At 73.8% G+C, this 16,126-nt stretch carries 13 protein-coding genes; 9 read left to right on the top strand and 4 right to left on the bottom strand.

Going from position 1 to position 16,126, the window contains the following annotated elements:
- The first annotated feature begins 183 nt into the window (after window positions 1-183).
- From B7R87_RS32210 to B7R87_RS32180, 7 genes are all read left to right on the top strand, one after another.
- Window positions 184-2,859 carry a prenyltransferase/squalene oxidase repeat-containing protein gene (locus B7R87_RS32210; protein ID WP_006344777.1) on the top strand — a complete coding sequence of 892 codons (2,676 nt, stop codon included), beginning with the start codon at window positions 184-186 and terminating at the stop codon, window positions 2,857-2,859.
- Entirely contained in the window at window positions 2,859-3,788 is a 930-nt protein-coding gene (locus tag B7R87_RS32205) for a hypothetical protein (protein WP_130585129.1), read from the top strand. Before B7R87_RS32210 ends, B7R87_RS32205 begins: the two co-directional genes overlap by 1 nt.
- A 14-nt stretch (window positions 3,789-3,802) precedes the next feature.
- Window positions 3,803-5,023, top strand: a complete 1,221-nt coding sequence (locus B7R87_RS32200; RefSeq protein WP_006344778.1) for an energy-coupling factor transporter transmembrane component T — start codon at window positions 3,803-3,805, stop codon at window positions 5,021-5,023.
- Window positions 5,020-6,663 carry an ABC transporter ATP-binding protein gene (locus tag B7R87_RS32195; RefSeq protein ID WP_130585130.1) on the top strand — a complete coding sequence of 548 codons (1,644 nt, stop codon included), beginning with the start codon at window positions 5,020-5,022 and terminating at the stop codon, window positions 6,661-6,663. Before B7R87_RS32200 ends, B7R87_RS32195 begins: the two co-directional genes overlap by 4 nt.
- On the top strand, window positions 6,660-7,550 hold the full coding sequence (locus B7R87_RS32190; protein WP_006344781.1) for an ECF transporter S component family protein: 891 nt from the start codon (window positions 6,660-6,662) through the stop codon (window positions 7,548-7,550). The genes B7R87_RS32195 and B7R87_RS32190 overlap by 4 nt, the downstream gene beginning before the upstream one ends.
- A 135-nt stretch (window positions 7,551-7,685) precedes the next feature.
- Entirely contained in the window at window positions 7,686-8,093 is a 408-nt protein-coding gene (locus B7R87_RS32185; protein ID WP_006344782.1) for a YciI family protein, read from the top strand.
- A gap of 19 nt (window positions 8,094-8,112) precedes the next feature.
- The gene (locus tag B7R87_RS32180; RefSeq protein WP_006344783.1) at window positions 8,113-9,267 is read left to right on the top strand and encodes an RNA polymerase sigma factor; all 1,155 of its coding nucleotides are present in this window, start codon (window positions 8,113-8,115) and stop codon (window positions 9,265-9,267) included.
- 47 nt (window positions 9,268-9,314) lie between these two features.
- On the opposite strand, the gene B7R87_RS32175 is transcribed toward B7R87_RS32180, so the two are convergent.
- The gene (locus B7R87_RS32175; RefSeq protein ID WP_006344784.1) at window positions 9,315-10,172 is read right to left on the bottom strand and encodes a DMT family protein; all 858 of its coding nucleotides are present in this window, start codon (window positions 10,170-10,172) and stop codon (window positions 9,315-9,317) included.
- A 257-nt stretch (window positions 10,173-10,429) separates the two neighbouring features.
- Between B7R87_RS32175 and B7R87_RS32170 the strand changes: the two genes are divergently transcribed.
- Window positions 10,430-11,176 (top strand): rhomboid-like protein, encoded by a 747-nt coding sequence (locus B7R87_RS32170; protein WP_006344785.1) that lies wholly within the window; start codon window positions 10,430-10,432, stop codon window positions 11,174-11,176.
- Between the two features lie 79 nt (window positions 11,177-11,255).
- Here the strand turns inward: B7R87_RS32170 and B7R87_RS32165 are convergent, their stop codons facing one another.
- On the bottom strand, window positions 11,256-12,188 hold the full coding sequence (locus B7R87_RS32165) for a TolB family protein (RefSeq protein ID WP_233168985.1): 933 nt from the start codon (window positions 12,186-12,188) through the stop codon (window positions 11,256-11,258).
- A 397-nt stretch (window positions 12,189-12,585) separates the two neighbouring features.
- Window positions 12,586-13,551 carry an isopenicillin N synthase family dioxygenase gene (locus tag B7R87_RS32160; protein WP_006344787.1) on the bottom strand — a complete coding sequence of 322 codons (966 nt, stop codon included), beginning with the start codon at window positions 13,549-13,551 and terminating at the stop codon, window positions 12,586-12,588.
- A gap of 119 nt (window positions 13,552-13,670) precedes the next feature.
- On the opposite strand from B7R87_RS32160, the gene B7R87_RS34220 reads away from it, so the two are divergent.
- Entirely contained in the window at window positions 13,671-14,621 is a 951-nt protein-coding gene (locus B7R87_RS34220) for an Lrp/AsnC family transcriptional regulator (protein WP_269847471.1), read from the top strand.
- Window positions 14,622-14,667: 46 nt separating this feature from the next.
- Here the strand turns inward: B7R87_RS34220 and B7R87_RS32150 are convergent, their stop codons facing one another.
- Complete coding sequence (locus B7R87_RS32150) at window positions 14,668-16,035, bottom strand: tannase/feruloyl esterase family alpha/beta hydrolase (protein ID WP_006344789.1); 1,368 nt, start codon at window positions 16,033-16,035, stop codon at window positions 14,668-14,670.
- Window positions 16,036-16,126: the final 91 nt, after the last annotated feature.

The following is a 16,126-nucleotide window of genomic DNA, read 5'->3' as shown; positions in this document are numbered from 1 at the left end:
ACTACGGCGTGGTCGACCGGCCTCCGGCGGAGTGACTCATTCCGGCCGTGCGGGGCCGTCCCGCCACGTGCCGTGCCCGCGCGGACGACACGAGGGGCCGGGGTGGGGACGAACCGAGGGACCCGAGGGACAGACGGGCGCGGCGGCCGGTGGTGGAGCCCGGGCTCCTGGGCGGCCGGGGCGGTGGCGCTGCTGGTGCTCTGCTCGGGCGGGCTGTACGCCGCCGCTCCGCCCGCGGCCGCCGACGCGCCGGAGAAGTGCACTCCGTCGAAGGGCGCGATCGTCGCGGTCGACTTCGGCGCGTTCGACGGGTCCGTGGTCCGCGGCTGCGACCCGACTCCGACGACGGGGTACGAACTGCTGAAGACCGGCGGGTTCAGCACGACGGGCACCGAGCACGACGGTCCCGCGTTCATCTGCCGGATCGGTCACCCCGCGGCCCCGGACGGCAAGCAGTATCCGACGCCGGACCGGGAGAAGTGCAAGGACACCCCGGGCGCGGACGCCTACTGGTCGTACTGGGTGGCGGCGAAGGGCACCAAGGACTGGCGCTACAGCAGTCTGGGGGCGATGTCCCGGAAGCTGAGGCCGGGCGATGTGGACGCCTGGGTGTTCGGTGCCACGGAGGTCGGGGGCGGCGGTGGCGCGAAGCCGTCGTTCAGCCCGGACCAGATCCGGGCGGGTGCCGGCCCGGCGGAGATCCGCACCCGGGCGGCGGGCGGCTGGGTGCAGCAGCGGCTGACCGGGGGCGAGCGGGTGGAGACCTCCCCGGGCGAGCCCAGTGACCTGCTGACCGTCAAGGCGGCCTATGCCCTGGCGGCTTCGGTGGGCAGGAGCGCGGTCCTGGACCGGGTCTCGGCGTACCTCCGGGGCCGTACCACCGCCTATGCCTATCCGCAAGGCGCCGACCAGCCGCCGAACACGGAGGCCGCGGCCCGGCTCGCACTCCTGGCGAAGATCGTCGGGAAGGATCCGCGGGACTTCGGCGGCCACGATCTGATCGGCGGTCTGCTGGCGGCGGTCTGCCCCGAGCCCGCGCCCGGAGCGCCGCAGGAGGGCTGTTCGGCCGCGGGCGACTTCCGCGGGGCCGGGACCACCGAGGCACAGGCGATGGCGGTGCTGGCCCTGGTCCGTGCGGGTGTGGAGCCGCCGGAGTCGGCGGTCGCCCGGCTGACCCGGCTGGACTGCCCCGGCGGCGGTCACGGCAGCATGCTGAACCCGCCCGGCCAGTACTGCGACGGCGAACCGGCCGCGACCGCGTGGATCGCCCTGGCGCTGCATGCGGCGGGCGGCTTCGACGGGGCCCTGGCCGAGACCCTGGAGGAGCTCAAGGGGCAGCAGCGGGCGGACGGTTCCCTCCCCGGCTACACCGACAGCACCAATGCCGCCGATGTCACCACCACGGCCCTCGCCGCGCAGGTGCTGCGGGCGACGGGCGACAAGGCACGCGCGGACAAGGGCGTGGCCTGGCTGGCCGGGCGGCAGTTCCCGCTGGGTGGTTTCAGCTCCGACGAACTCGCCCTGGAACCGCATCTCTACCCCACCGAACCGGCCGCGCTGGCGGGCGCCGGCACCGATCTGCTGAACCTGGTCGCCAAGGTGATCCCGGCGGATCCGGAGAACCCGGCCGAGCCGGGCGGCCCGGACCCCGGCGGTCCCGGTCCCGGTCCCGGCAAGGGCCCCGACCTGAAGAAGGGCGTGGCCTATCTCACCGCCCCGAAGCAGCTGGTCCGCGGCCGCTACTACCCCGTACCGGGCACACAGCGGGCCGACTTCGGACTGACCATCGACGGTGCCTTCGCGCTCGCCGCCACCGGGCACGACAACGCCAAGCTCCGCGGGATCGTGGACTTCCTCGACCAGGGCGGCAAGGACGGCGAGGGCCGCACCCTCCACAGCTGGACCCTGACGGGCACCAAACACGCCTCGGGCGGTTCCATCGGGAAGGCGGCGCTCCTCGCGCAGACGGTCGGCCGCGACCCCCGGGACTTCGGCGGCCTTGATCTGATCGCCGCGCTGGCGAAGGAGACCTGCGCCGCAGCCGGTCAGGGCTGCGATGCGAAGGGCAACTACCGCAACGCCAGGTCGGTGTTCGGCCAGTCGCTGGGGATCATCGCGCAGGTGCGGGCGGGTGAGCGGGAAGCGGCCGCCGCCCCGGTGGACTATCTCCTCTCCCTCCAGTGGCCGTCCGGCGCCTTCCCGAGCGTGATCCCGGTGAGGAACTCCTCGGACCAGGAAGTGGACTCCACGGCGATGGCCGCCATGGCGCTTCACCTGGTGGGCGGCGAGAAGGCCGACGCCGCCGTGGCGCGCGCCCTGAAGTGGCTTGCGGGCAGGCAGCTCGCCGACGGCGGCTTCCCGGGCGCGTCCGGGAACTCGGTCAACTCGGCGGCGCTGGCGATTCAGGGGCTCGCGCTCGACGAGCCGGAGTACCGCGACCGGATCGCCCGTGCGCAGGTGTTCCTGGCGGGCCGGCAGAACACCGACGGCGGGTTCGACGTCGCCGTGGAGGAGCCCGGTTCGGACGTCAGGGCGTCGGCGCAGGCGGTCGGCGGTTCGACCACCGTGTCGTTCGCGGTGCTGAAGCGGAGCCTGGCGGGCACCTCCCCGCAGCCGGATCCCGGACCGGGCCACGATCCGGACGGCGGCGCCCCGCCGCAGATCGTCACCCCGGGTGAGAGCTCCGGAGGGGGAGACAGCTCCGGAGGCACCACGGGCTCCGGAGGTTCCGGCGGGGGCCGGCTGGCGTCGACCGGTACGGACGCCATGCCGTTGGCCGGTCTCGCGGCCGCCCTGCTGGCAGTCGGTGCGGCCGCGGTCGTCGCCGCCCGCCGCCGGACGTCCGCGGGGAGCCGCTGATGACCCTGGCACGGTTCGCCCGCGCGGCCGCCGCGCTCGGGCTGACGGCCGCCGCGCTGGGGGCCTCGGTGTCCCCGGCCGCGGCCGATCCGCAGCCGATGGGCCGCTGCACCACCTCGTCCGGTGCGGTGCTCGCGGTCGACTTCAGCCGCTGGGGCGGGCCGGTCTACCGCTCGTGCGGTACGACTCCGACCACCGGCTACGAGCTGTTGAACCAGGGCGGCTGGCGGACCGCCGGTACGGGCCACGACGGCCCGGCGTTCATCTGCCGCATCGGCTACAGCGGGCACCGGGGCGGGAAGATGTTCCCGCCGCCGGACCAGGAGGACTGCGTCCTCACTCCCCCGGCCTCCGCCTACTGGTCGTACTGGCACGCCGATCCGGGCGAGAACACCTGGGAGTACAGCACCCTCGGCGCCATGCTCTACAAGCCGAAGCCCGGCAGCGTCGACCTGTGGATCTTCGGCGGGACGGACATCGGCGGCACCAAGGGACGGCCGAAGGTCACCCCCGATCAGCTGCGGGCGCACAACACCCGGCCGGTGGGCGGCGCGCCCGCGCCCAGCGGGAAGGCCCCCTCGGTACCGCCGGGCACGGACACCGGCCCGGCACCGGTGCGTACCACTGCGCCCGCGGCCCCCTCCCCTGCCACCACACCGTCCACCGCGCCGTCCGCACCGTCCGGTAGCGCGCCGACGAGCGCCGCCCCGTCGCCGTCGCCGTCCACCGCTGCTCCGTCGCCCGCCGCCTCGGTGCCGGGGGCGGTGGCCGCGGCGAGCGGGGCGCCGAAGGTCGTGGACGCGGCCCCGGCCACCGACGTCCACCACGATTCGGGGTCGGCGCTGCCGGTCATCGCGACGGTGGGGCTGGTCGTGGTCCTCGGCGGGGCGGCCGTGGTCACGGTGCGCCGCCGCCGTCGTACGGATTAGACGGAGCCGCCCGCGTGTTGCGTACCGCTGGCCCCGCGCCGGACCCGGGCGGCCGGAGGCTGCCCAGGACCCTGCACCCCGTCGCCTGGTGGATCTGGGCGCTGGCGCTGGCCACCGCGGTCAGCCGGACGAACAATCCGCTCCTGCTGCTCCTGGTCCTGGCCGTCCTCGGCTACGTCGTCACCGTGCGCCGTACCGAAGCGCCGTGGGCCCGGGGCTTCCACTACTACCTGTATCTGGCGCTGATCGTGATCGCGATCAGGGTGGTGTTCCGGGCCGTCTTCGGCACCGGGATCACCCCGGACGACCACTTCCTGTTCTCGCTGCCGACGATCCCGACGCCCGACTGGTACGCGGGCATCCAGATCGGCGGTCCGGTATCGCTGGAGGCACTGCTGTCGGCGGCCACGGAAGGCCTGCGGCTCGCGTGCATGCTGTGCTGCATCGGGGCGGCGAACACGCTGGCCAATCCGAAGCGGGCCCTGCGGGTGCTGCCGGGTGCGCTGTACGAGCTGGGGGTCGCGGTCACCGTATCCATCAGCGTCGCGCCCCAGCTGGTGCAGAGCGTCCGGCGGGTGCACCGGGCCCGCAGACTGCGGGCGGGCCGGACGAAGGGGCTCCGGGCGCTGCGCGGCATCGTGGTGCCGGTGCTGGAGGACGCCCTGGAGCGGTCGCTGCGGCTGGCGGCGGCGATGGACTCGCGGGGCTACGGCCGGGCGGGTTCGGCGACACGCCGTTCACGGCGGCTGACGGGAGCGCTGATGCTGCTGGGCATGTGCGGTCTCTGTGCGGGGGCGTACGGTCTGCTCGACGCGACGGCCCCGAGACCGCTGGGACTGCCCGCGCTGGCCTTCGGCGCCCTGCTCTGTCTGGCCGGGCTGCGGCTGGGCGGCCGGCGGGTGACGCGGACGCTCTACCGGCCCGATCCGTGGCGGCTTCCGGAGTGGGCGGTCGCCGGGTGCGGGGTGCTCTCGGCCGTCCTGCTGTTCAGCGGGGCCGGGTTCGATGCGGCGGAGCTGAACGCGTCGCTGTATCCGCTGGGCTGGCCGTCCCTGCCGCCGGTCCCGGCCGTGGCGATCCTGCTCGCCGGGGCCGCCGGGTTCCTGTCGCCGCCGCCGACCGCCGTACCCTCCGGTCCTCCGCCCCGCGCCGCCGCCGGTGCTTCCGCCGAGGTTGACGCCGAGGTTTCCGTCCCGCGCGCCGTCGCGCGCCGTACCGAGGACTCCGCCCTGTGATCACTTTCGACGAGGTGTCCGTCGTCTACGACGGCGCGCCGGGACCCGTACTGCGCGATGTCTGTACGACGGTGGAGGAGGGCGAGCTGTGCCTGGTCACCGGGCATACGGGGGTCGGGAAGTCGACTCTGCTGGGGGCCGTGAACGGGCTGGTGCCGCATTTCACCGGCGGCACGCTGCACGGCCGGGTCGTCGTCGACGGCCGGGACACCGCGCACCATCCGCCGCGGGAGCTGGCCGATGTGGTGGGGGTGGTGGGCCAGGATCCGCTGGACGGCTTCGTCACCGACACGGTCGAGGAGGAGCTGGCCTATGCGATGGAGCAGTTGGCGGTGCCGCCCGCGACCATGCGCAAACGGGTGGAGGAGACCCTCGACCTGCTGGGTCTGGCGGAGCTGCGCCACCGGCCGCTGTACGAGCTGTCGGGCGGGCAGCAGCAGCGGGTGGCGATCGGTTCGGTGCTGACGGCCCATCCCCGGGTCCTCGTCCTCGACGAGCCGACGTCCGCGCTGGACCCGACGGCGGCGGAGGAGGTGCTCGCGGCCGTCACCCGGCTGGTGCACGATCTGGGGGTGACGGTGCTGGTCGCCGAGCACCGGCTGGAGCGGGTGGTGCAGTACGCGGACCGGGTGCTGCATCTGCCGGGGGACGGTCGGGTGGTGTCGGGGCCGCCCGCCGAGGTGTTCCGGGATTCGGGTGTGGCACCGCCGGTGGTGGACCTGGGCCGGGTGGCGGGCTGGTCGCCGCTGCCGCTGTCGATCCGTGACGCACGCCGGGCGGCGGCCCCGCTGCGGACCGCGCTCGCCGACGCCGTGCCCCCGCCGGTCCGGCCCGCTCCCCCGGCCCACCGCCCGGTGGTGCTCGCCGCCCGGGGCGTGACGGTGAAGCACCGGAACGTACCCGCCGTACGGGAGGTCGCTCTGGAGCTGCGGGCGGGCGAGGTGACGGCGCTGATGGGCCGCAACGGCTCGGGGAAGTCGTCGCTGCTGTGGGCCCTCCAAGGGTCGGGGCCGCGGCAGGCCGGGACGGTGGAGGTCCTCAAGGGGGGTGCCGCCGCCGATCCGAAGAAGCTTCCGGCGGCCGGGGCGCGGCGGCTGGTCGGCCTGGTGCCGCAGACGGCGACGGACCTGCTCTATCTGGAGAGCGTCGCGCAGGAGCTGGCGCAGGCGGACCGCGAATCGGCGCCGGACGCGGGGACGGCCGTACCGGCGCGGGAGATCCTCGACCGGCTGGTCCCCGGCCTTCCGGGGAGCGCGCATCCGCGGGATCTGTCCGAGGGCCAGAAACTCGCCCTGGTCCTGGCGATCCAGCTCGCCGCGGCCCCGCCGGTGGTGCTGCTCGACGAGCCGACGCGGGGGCTGGACTACCGGGCCAAGGAGCAGTTGACGGGGATCGTGGACGGGCTGGCGCGGGAGGGCCGCGCGGTGGTGGTGGCCACGCACGATGTGGAGTTCGTGGCCCGGGCGGCGGACCGGGTGGTGGTGATGGCCGAGGGGGACGTCGTCGCGGACGGGCCGACTCCGGAGGTCATCACGGCGTCTCCGGTGTTCGCCCCGCAGGTCGCGAAGGTCCTCGCGCCTCTGCCCTATCTGACGGTGGGACAGGTGGCGGCGGTGGCGGGAGAGGGGAGGACGGGATGAACGACGCCCCGAGGGACCCGGGACCGGAACCCGCCGCACCCGCCGCACCCGCCGCACCCGCCGCACCCGCCGCACCCGCGATCAGGATCGGCCCGCGCGCCGGAATCGTGATCGTCCTCGCCGCGCTCCTCGGCCTGGTGGCCTTCTTCTGGCCGTTCGTCGTCGCCCCCGGCACCTTCGCCTCCCACTACGCTCCCCCGCTGATCTTCGGCGTGCTGCTGGTCCTGGTGCTGTCCGTGGTGATCTCCGAGATCGCCGAGGGCGGCATCGACTCCAAGGCGCTGGCCATGCTGGGCGTCCTGTCGGCCGTCAATGCGGCGCTGCGTCCGCTGGGGGCGGGCACGGCGGGCGTGGAGACGGTGTTCTTCGTCCTGGTCCTCGCGGGCCGGGTGTACGGACCGGGCTTCGGCTTCACCCTGGGCTGTACGTCGCTGTTCGCGTCGGCCCTGATCACGGGCGGGGTCGGCCCCTGGATGCCGTACCAGATGTTCGGCTGTGCCTTCGTCGGCATGCTGGCGGGCTTCCTGCCGAGGGCCTCGGGCCGCCGGGAGGTGCTGATGCTCGCCGTCTACGGTTCGTTCTCCGGCTATCTCTTCGGCTTTCTGCTCAATCTGTCGTTCTGGCCGTTCTCCGTCGACCCGGGGAGTTCGATCGCCTATCTGCCGGGGCTCCCGTTCACCGAGCAGTGGCAGCGCTACATCGCCTTCGACGTCGCGACGTCGCTGGGCTGGGACACGGGCCGGGCGGTCACCAACTTCGTCTGCATCCTGCTGGCGGGCCCGGCGGTGCTGACGGTCTTCCGCCGCGCGGCCCGCCGGGCCCGGTTCCGGGCACCGGTACGGTTCGCACCCCCGGGCACGCCGCCGAAGGACGGCCCCGGGGCGTGAGCGGCCGGGCACCCGCACCCGGGCTCGCCCGTACGAGGCAAAAAACTTCGGCGGACCATGTCGAGAATCCGTGGCCCGCTCCGTCCCCGGGGTGAGCGCGGCCACAATGGCCGCACCAGCACCAAGGAGACCGTCATGGCGAAGTACCTGCTTCTCAAGCACTACCGCGGCGCACCGGCCCCGGTGAACGACGTGCCCATGGACCGGTGGACGCCGGAGGAGATCTCCGCGCACGTGCAGTACATGAACGACTTCGCCGCGCGGCTGGAGGGGACCGGCGAGTTCGTCGACGGCCTGGCGCTCGCCCCGGAAGGGGCCTGGGTCCGGTACGACGGCGAGGGGCGGCCGCCGGTCACCGACGGCCCGTTCGCGGAGACCAAGGACCTGATCGCGGGCTGGATGGTGATCGACGTCGACAGCTACGAGCGCGCCGTGGAACTGGCCGGGGAGCTGTCGGCCGCGCCCGGTGCGGGCGGGAGGCCGATCCACGAGTGGCTGGAGGTCCGCCCCTTCCTGTCCGCCCCGCCCACCATCACCGACTGACTCCCCCGCACACACCGACATGGACGAATCACTGCTCCGGAGCCTCACGCCGAGTGTGATCGGCGTCCTCGTCCGCCGTGGAGCCGATTTCCCGGCGGCCGAGGACGCCGTGCAGGAGGCGCTGGTCGAGGCAGTCCTCCGCAAAGACGACGGGGAGGACGGGGAGGAGCCCGTACGGGATCCCCGGGGCTGGCTGACGACCGTGGCCTGGCGCAAGTTCCTCGACGCGGCCCGGGCGGACACCGCCCGGCGCCGGCGTCAGGACCTGGTGCACGAGGAACCGGCGCCGGGGCCGGTGCCGTCGGTCGACGACACCCTTCAGCTCTACTTCCTCTGTGCCCATCCGTCACTGACACCGTCGTCCGCGGTCGCGCTGACGCTCCGCGCGGTGGGCGGGCTGACCACCCGCCAGATCGCGCGGGCCTATCTGGTGCCCGAGGCGACGATGGCGCAGAGGATCAGCCGGGCCAAGCGGACGGTGTCCGGGGTCGGGTTCGACCGGCCGGGGGACGTCTCCACCGTGCTGCGGGTGCTCTATCTGGTGTTCAACGAGGGCTACTCGGGCGATGTGGACCTGTCCGCCGAAGCGATCCGGCTGACCCGGCAGCTCGCGGCCGCGATCGACCACCCGGAGGTCGCCGGGCTGCTCGCCCTGATGCTGCTCCACCACGCCCGGCGCGCCGCCAGGACCGCGCCGGACGGCGCTCTGGTGCCGCTGGCGGAACAGGACCGTGCCCGGTGGGACACCGCGCTGATCTCCGAGGGCGTCATGGTCCTGCAGGCCGCCCTCGCCCGCGACCGGCTGGGCGAGTACCAGGCCCAGGCCGCGATCGCGGCGCTCCACGCCGATGCGCCCAGCGCCGGGGAGACGGACTGGGTGCAGATCGTCGAGTGGTACGACGAGTTGGTACGGCTGACGGACAGCCCGGTCGCCCGCCTGAACCGGGCGGTCGCGGTCGGTGAGGCCGATGGTCCGCGCGCCGGGCTGAAGGCGCTGGCGGAGCTGGACGGTTCGCTGCCCCGCTACACGGCGGTGGCGGCGTACCTCCAGGAACGCGACGGTGACCGGGTGACGGCGGCCCGGCTCTACGCGGAGGCCGCCCGCAGCGCCACCGACCTGGCCGAACGCGACTATCTGACCCGCCGGGCGGCCCGGCTCAACGCCCTGGGGTAGCCGGTGCGGGCAGGGCGGCCGCGGTGTTGCCTCCGGGCGGCGCCGGATCAGGGTGGGCCACCGCCCTGATCCGGCTGCCGGCCCGGCTCGGTCCCCGTGTCGCCGAAGCGTGACAGGGCCAGCGCCCCCGTCACCGCGGCCGCGAATCCGGCGACGGCCACCCATTCGAGGCCCGCGTGCGGCCGGTCGCCCAGCCAGAGGACGCCGACGACGGCAGGTCCGGCCGATTCCGCGAGGATCATGCCCGCCGTCGCCACGATCACCGAGCCGCGCTGGAACGCGGAGGTGAGCAGGGTGAACCCGGCTGCTCCCCCGAGCAGCAGGGCGTAGAGAGCCGGATTGCCGAAGAGCCGGGGCAGGGCAGGGGAGTCGATCAGCCGGACCGCGACCGCCACCACACCGAAACCCGCGCCCGCGCCGAGGCCCAGCAGCAGTGCGCGTGGTCCGTCGGGGATCCGGCCGGCGAGCGCCCCGACGAGGAGCACCGCCACCGCCGCGCCGAGCAGATACCAGCGCAGGGCGGCCGGTCCGGCCCGGTTCCCCTCCGCCCCGGACGCCAGGGCGATCATCGCGAGGCCCGCGCAGACCGCGCCCACCGCGCTCCATTCGGCGAGGGTCAGCCGTGCCTTGAGCAGCCAGGCGGCGACGACGGCGGTGACCGCGAGGCCCGCGGCGAGCGCGGCGCCGACCGCGTAGAGGGGAATCGTCCGCAGGGCCACGATCTGGAGGGCGAACCCGGCGCAGTCGAGGACGAGTCCGGCGGCATAGGGTCCCCGGCGCAGAGCGCGCAGCGGCAGTACGGGGTCCACGCCGGAGCCGGGGCCGGACGCCACGGAGCGGGCCCCGATGGCCTGGAGGACGGAGGCCGTACCGTAGCAGCAGGTCGCAGCGAGTGCGCACACCATCCCCAAGGACACGGAACGGACTGTAGGGGCCGGGCGCCGTGACGTCCCGGGGGCGGGGCCGACGGCGGGGCGGGGGCCACTCGTACGGGGCCTGCGGAGGGGATCCGGGACGGCTCCGGCGGCCCGCCCGTCAAGGAGGCGGTCCGCCCTTCGAGGGAGACGGTCCGCCCGTTCCGGCGGCCCGCGGCCGTCGCCGTCCTCCGCGACATGCCGTTTCAATCAGCGGGTTCGGGGCCCGGGCGTGGGGGGATGTGCCTATGCGCGCGTTCTCCCGTCTCCGCTCGAACCACAGGGCCAGGTCCCTGGCCGCCGCCGTCCGTACGGGTGCCGCCCGGGTCCGGGCCTATGTGCGCAGCGCCCCGGGCACCTATCTCTGGCTGGCGGTTCTCTTCGTCACCACCGTCCTCGTGCATTTCATGTCGCCGGAGTTCGAGACCGAGTTCCTGCGGCGGCGCTCCACCAATATCGAGCAGCTGTCGACGGATCCGGTACGGGTGCTGATCTCCAGCGCCCTGTGGATCGACGGCGGAGGGTGGCTCTCCTATGCCGTGCTGTACTCCGTCTTCCACGCACCGGCGGAGCGCTGGCTGGGCACACTCCGCTGGGCGGTGGTCGCCGTCACCGCCCATGTGCTGGCCACGTTCGCCAGTCAGGGCGCTCTGCTGTGGGCGATCCGCCACGGTCTGGCGCCGGAGTCCGCGGCCGACACGCTGGACTTCGGGGTGAGCTATGCGCTCGCGGGTGTCGTCGGCGTACTCGTCTACCACATCGCGGCGCCCTGGCGGTACGTGTATCTGGCGGGGGTGCTGATCGTCTACGGGCTTCCGCTGGTCACCGGGCACACCTTCACCGACCTCGGCCACTTCGTCTCCGTGCTGATCGGTCTGGCCTGCCTGCCGCTGACCCGGGGCCGGGGGCCTGCGTGGGACCCGATGGACACGGTCGGCCGGGTGCGGGACGGTCTGCGCCGCCGGAAGGAGCCCGGCGGCGGGGCACACGGGTGACCGGTGCCGCGCCGATCCCGTACGGGGACGGCGCGGCACCGGCGGGTGCAACAGCGGAGCGGGCCGGCAGCCGGGGCGGTCAGAAGAAGCTGCGGACGAAGACGTCGGGCTTGCCGTTGGTGTCGCCGGGGACGATGCCGTCGGCCGCGGACTGGAAGACCACGTCGCGCCCGTCGGCGCTCACCGAGTCGACCTCGGCGGTGGCGGGCTGGTCGGAGACCGTCTCGTCGGTGCCCGTCAGGAGGTCGCGCAGCACGAGCGACGGTCCGCTCGTGCCGTTCGGGGCGTACAGCAGATAGCGGCCGGTGGGGTCGATGGCCACGCCCGTAACACCCGGCACCACTTGGGCGGTGCCCGAGCCGGTGTCGTGGACGTAGGTGTCGGGGCCGGAGAGGTAGACGACCTTGCTGCCGTTGTCGCTGAGCTGGACGAGCGACGCGCTCTTGGACGGGCCCTCCAGCGGCGCCGAAGTGGTGCCGGTGGTCCGGTCCCACAGATAGACGCCTTCGTTCTGGTAGGCGAGGTCCTGGTAGGCGACATAGCGGCCGTCGCCGCTGATGGACGGCCGGGCCGGAGCGGAGTGGCCGAAAGAGGCGATGATCTGGTGACCGCCGTTGCGGTCCGCGACCACGACGTTCCGGAGCCATCCCGGATAGCGCAGGCTGCCGTGGGCGAGGTAGCGGCCGTCCGCACTCAGCGACGGCTGGTTGCAGCGGCCGCAGGTGACGGGAAGCAGTCCCAGGTCCAGCGAATGCTGCTGGATCCGCTCGGCGGTCATCCCCTGCCGCGGAGCATTGGCGGCGACCTGTTTCCCGTCGCCGCTGATCGCCGGGGTCCAGCCCTCGACCATGGGCTCGGTCCTGGTCTGCCCCGCCCGCCGGTCGCGGACGTACACCGCGTTGCCGCCTTGTTGCGGGCCGTTCGCCAGTGACATGAAGACGATGCTGCGGCCGTCGGGGGTGATCGACGCGGCACCGTAGCCTTCGTCGGTCGCAACGCTGACCCTCTCCACACCGACACCGACACCAGCACCGGCACCGGCACCGGCACCGGCGGCAACGCCGGGACCGCTTGTCGCGACCGGCGGCCCCGGTGCGGCGGCCGTGGCGACTGTGGGCGTCACAGCCGTGATCGCGCAGACCACGACCGCCGCGCTCACGGCGGCCCGTACACGTCTTAAGGTGCTCCCGTTCGTGGTTCCCCTCATCTTCCCCCCAGGAAAGACACGTCTTCCCCTCCGGATCTCCACCGGAGGACCATCCAGCATGCAACCGTGGCGCCGCCGCGGAGTCAATGCATCACCCGGCACATGTCTGACATCCCGTCACTTCTCCCGGAGCCCGGCCGGATTCCCGCCCCCGCCGCCACCCTCTGGGGGCTCCGCGCCGGCCGGCGGTTCGAAGGCGCCCTCAACGGTCCTGCCCCTTCTGGATGGACTCCAGCTTGCTGCGGAAGTACTCGCCCGCGAGCACGGGAGCGTAGGTACGGCGGCCGAGGGGAGCCGGCAGGGAGGTGATTCCGGTCTCCGGTGCGCAGGAGTGGAAGTACACCAGTGAGGTCAGCTCCTCCTGCGGGGCGGCGGGCGGCGGGGGCAGGACACGGTGGCGGCCCGAGCGCCAGCGGTCCCCGCTCCAGCGGGCCATCAGATCACCGATGTTGAGGGTGACCGTGCCCGGTTCGTACGGAGCGTCCCGCCAGCCTTCCCCGTCGTCGTGGATCTGCAGGCCGCCCTTTCCCGGCTGCCGGTCCAGGAGGGTGATGAGCCCGAAGTCGGTGTGCGGTCCGACCCGGAACTGTCCGGGGGCGGCGGGACCGGTCTCGTCGGCCGGCGGGTACCGGTTGACGGTGAAGTCCCAGTGCGGGCGGGCCGTGTGGCGGGTGAAGAAGTCGGCCGGCCGGTCCAGGGCCGTGGCCATGACCTCCAGGAGGGTGTCAGCAAGTGCGCGCATCCGCTCGGTGTACTCGGTGACCAGCGGAAGCAGGGCCGGGGCCTCGTCGGGCCACTGCCGGGGCAGGCGTGCCGTACGGTCCGAGCCCGCGGCGGTGCTCGCCGTACAGGACCAGACCTCCAGCAGATCGGGCGGGGTGTCCCCGCCCTCGGACCGGGCGGCGGCCACCCGGTCCGGGCCGATCCACCCGCGCCGGCCCGCGTTCTGCGCGTAGCGTGCCTTGACGGCCGGGGGGAGATGGAAGAAGTCGTGGGCGGCGGCGCGCAGCCGGCCGGGCAGGCCGGGTTCCGTACTCTCGTCGGCCACCAGGAGGAATCCGGTGGCCCCGAGGGCCCGGTCGACACGGTCCGCGAGTTGGTCCCGGGCCGTGCGATCACCCGAGTGCCAGGGGCGGAGGTCGACGACGGGAATGCGGTCAAGGGCCATGGGAGGGCCTTTCGTCTGCCGGGATCGGGAGGGGTACCGCTCCACCATCGGCCTGCCGTCGGCCCCGGCCCGAGCCGTACGGTTGGATATGCGGGAATCAGGCGGAGGAGAGGCGGTCAGTGGTGGATTCCGGCGGCGTGGACCGGCTCGACGAACTGCTGCTCCGGGCCCTCCAGCTCGACGGCCGGGCCCACTTCAGCGGGATCGCACGCGATCTCGGCGTTTCCGAGCGCACCCTCGGCCGCCGCTACCGGCGGCTGTGCGCCCTGGGGCTGCGCGTCGTCGGCCGGCCCGTGGCGTCCCGTCTCGGTCTGACCCGCTGGCTGCTGCGGCTGCACTGCGCCCCGGACGCCGCCGGAACGGTCGCCGAGGCCCTCGCCCGCCGCCCCGAAACCTCCTGGGTCACCCTGGCGGCCGGGGGTTCCGAGCTGTACTGCGCCGTGGACGTCCGCGCCGCCGACGGGTCCGACGCGCCGCTGTTGCGGAAGCTGTCGCGCACCCCGCAGGTGCTGTCCCTGAGCGCCCACTGCATGCTCCATGTCTTCGCGGGAGCCACCAGCACCTGGCACGCGACGCGCTTCCGCCCCGAGCGCACCCCGCCCGCGGCGGATTCCGGCGCGCCGCTTCCCCTGGACGCCGCCGACCGGGCCCTGTTCACCGAGCTGTCCCGCGACGGCCGGGCCACCGTGCCCGAACTCGCCGCGGCCGCCGGGCTCTCCCCCTCCAGCGTGCGGCGCCGTCTGGACCGTCTCCGCGACGGGGGTGCTCTGAGCTTCGGCGTCGACTTCGACCCCCGGCTGGCCGGCTACCACCTGATCACCCGGCTCTGGCTGGACGTCTCCCCCGCCCGTCTCCACACCGTCGGCCGGGCCCTCGCCGCCGACCCCCGGATCGCCTTCGCCGCCGCCGTCACCGGCGATGCGAACCTGGTGGCCAGCGGCGTCTTCCGCGATCCGGCCGAGCTGTACACGTACATCGACCGGGACGTCGGCCCGCTCCCGGGCGTCCATACGCTCCGGACGGCCCCGACCCTCCGCGAGGTCAAACGGCTGGCTCTGGGCGTGCGCTGAGGGGGCGTCCGGTGCCGCAGCGGCCCAGAGACGCAGGGACGCAGGGTCAGAGGCCGCAGCCGGTGGCCGTGCCGTCGGCGGGCCGGGGCACGGTACGGCCGGGCGGCGGGGCGACCCCCCGGGTGGTCCAGGCGACCAGGGCGTCGAAGGCCGCGGTGAAGCAGGGCAGCATCGGCCGGACGGTCCCGGGCGCGAGGTCGTGGAAGCCGTCGGTGTGGGTGCCGTCCTGGATCCGGTAGTAGCGGTGCAGGGCGCCGCGCCCCGCATCGTCAACCATCCCGCTGTACACATCGCCGGTGTGGCTGATCGGCAGCATGACGTCGAGGGTGCCCTGGAGGGTGATCAGCGGCCGTCCGATGCGGCCGGTCAGCGAGGCCCGCTCCACCGTGTCGTGGACCCGGGCGGGCCGGGAGGCGTAGTCGTAGTCGGTGTCGCAGCCCGCGCCGGTGCCTTCCGGGCAGAACGGTGTGCCCGCTTGGGCGGGGCCGTCGTACTCGGGGTCGAGTTCCTCGCGGAAGACGCGCTGCAGAAGGTCCCACTGGGTCAGGTAGTGCGCCTTCCACAGGGCTTCGGATCCTTTGGGGTAGCCCGCGGCGTACATGGCATCGGCGGCGCCGGGCTCCTGCCGTTCCCAGCGGGGATAGGCCCGGAGAGCGGCGGGCAGATGGGCCAGCAGGCCGGGCTCGTCCCGGGTGAGGAGCAGGCCGTTCCAGTCGATTCCGCCGGTGTAGAGGTGCGGGAAGTGTTCCAGCTGGCGGCGGACCAGATATCCGGCGGCGGAGAGACCGGCGGCGTACGTCCGGGTGGCCGGGCGGCCGTAGTGGCGGGCGGCGACCCGCCGGGCGGCGAGGGTCAGCTGGGTGAACCGGAAGTGCCACTCCACGATCGCGTCGCCCGGCTGCGCTCCGTCCCGGTACAGCTGGGGGCCGGTGTTGCCCTTGTCCGTGGCGGCGTACGCGAATCCTCTCGCCAGCACCTGGTCGCTGATGATCCGGTCGTTGGCGTACTGGCGGCGGATTCCGGGCGGGCCCGCGACGACCAGGCCGCCGTTCCAGCGTTTCGGCAGCCGGATGACGAACTGGCTGTCGTGGTTCCAGCCGTTGTTGGTGTTGGTGGTGGAGGTGTCGGGGAAGTAGCCGTCGAGCTGGATACCGGGCACCGGCGAAGGGGCGGCGGTGTTCGACGCGTGCAGCCTGTCGTAGTCGGCCGGGTTGGTGAGGCCGAGCGGGAGCAGACCGGCCGTGGTCAGATCGTCGGGGCAGTGGCCGACCACGTGCTCGGCACCGGGTACGTGCAGCCGGTCCCCCGCACAGGCGGGGCCCGCGGCACCGGCACCGGCTGCGGGGAGGAGCCCGGCCAGGAGCAGGGTGGACATCAGGGTGACAAGACGGGTGCGGTGTTGCGTACGGACCATGCTCGGGTCTCCTCTTGCTGGAAGGTACGGACTCGGGCAGAACGTAGGCCGCGCGGAGGGGCTCCGAGGAGTGCCGGACGGCTACTCCTCA

It is taken from the genome of Streptomyces tsukubensis, assembly GCF_003932715.1.
GTDB lineage: Bacteria > Actinomycetota > Actinomycetes > Streptomycetales > Streptomycetaceae > Streptomyces > Streptomyces tsukubensis.
Note: the sequence above shows the minus strand (reverse complement) of the source record. Positions and strands in the feature narration are given on the sequence as shown.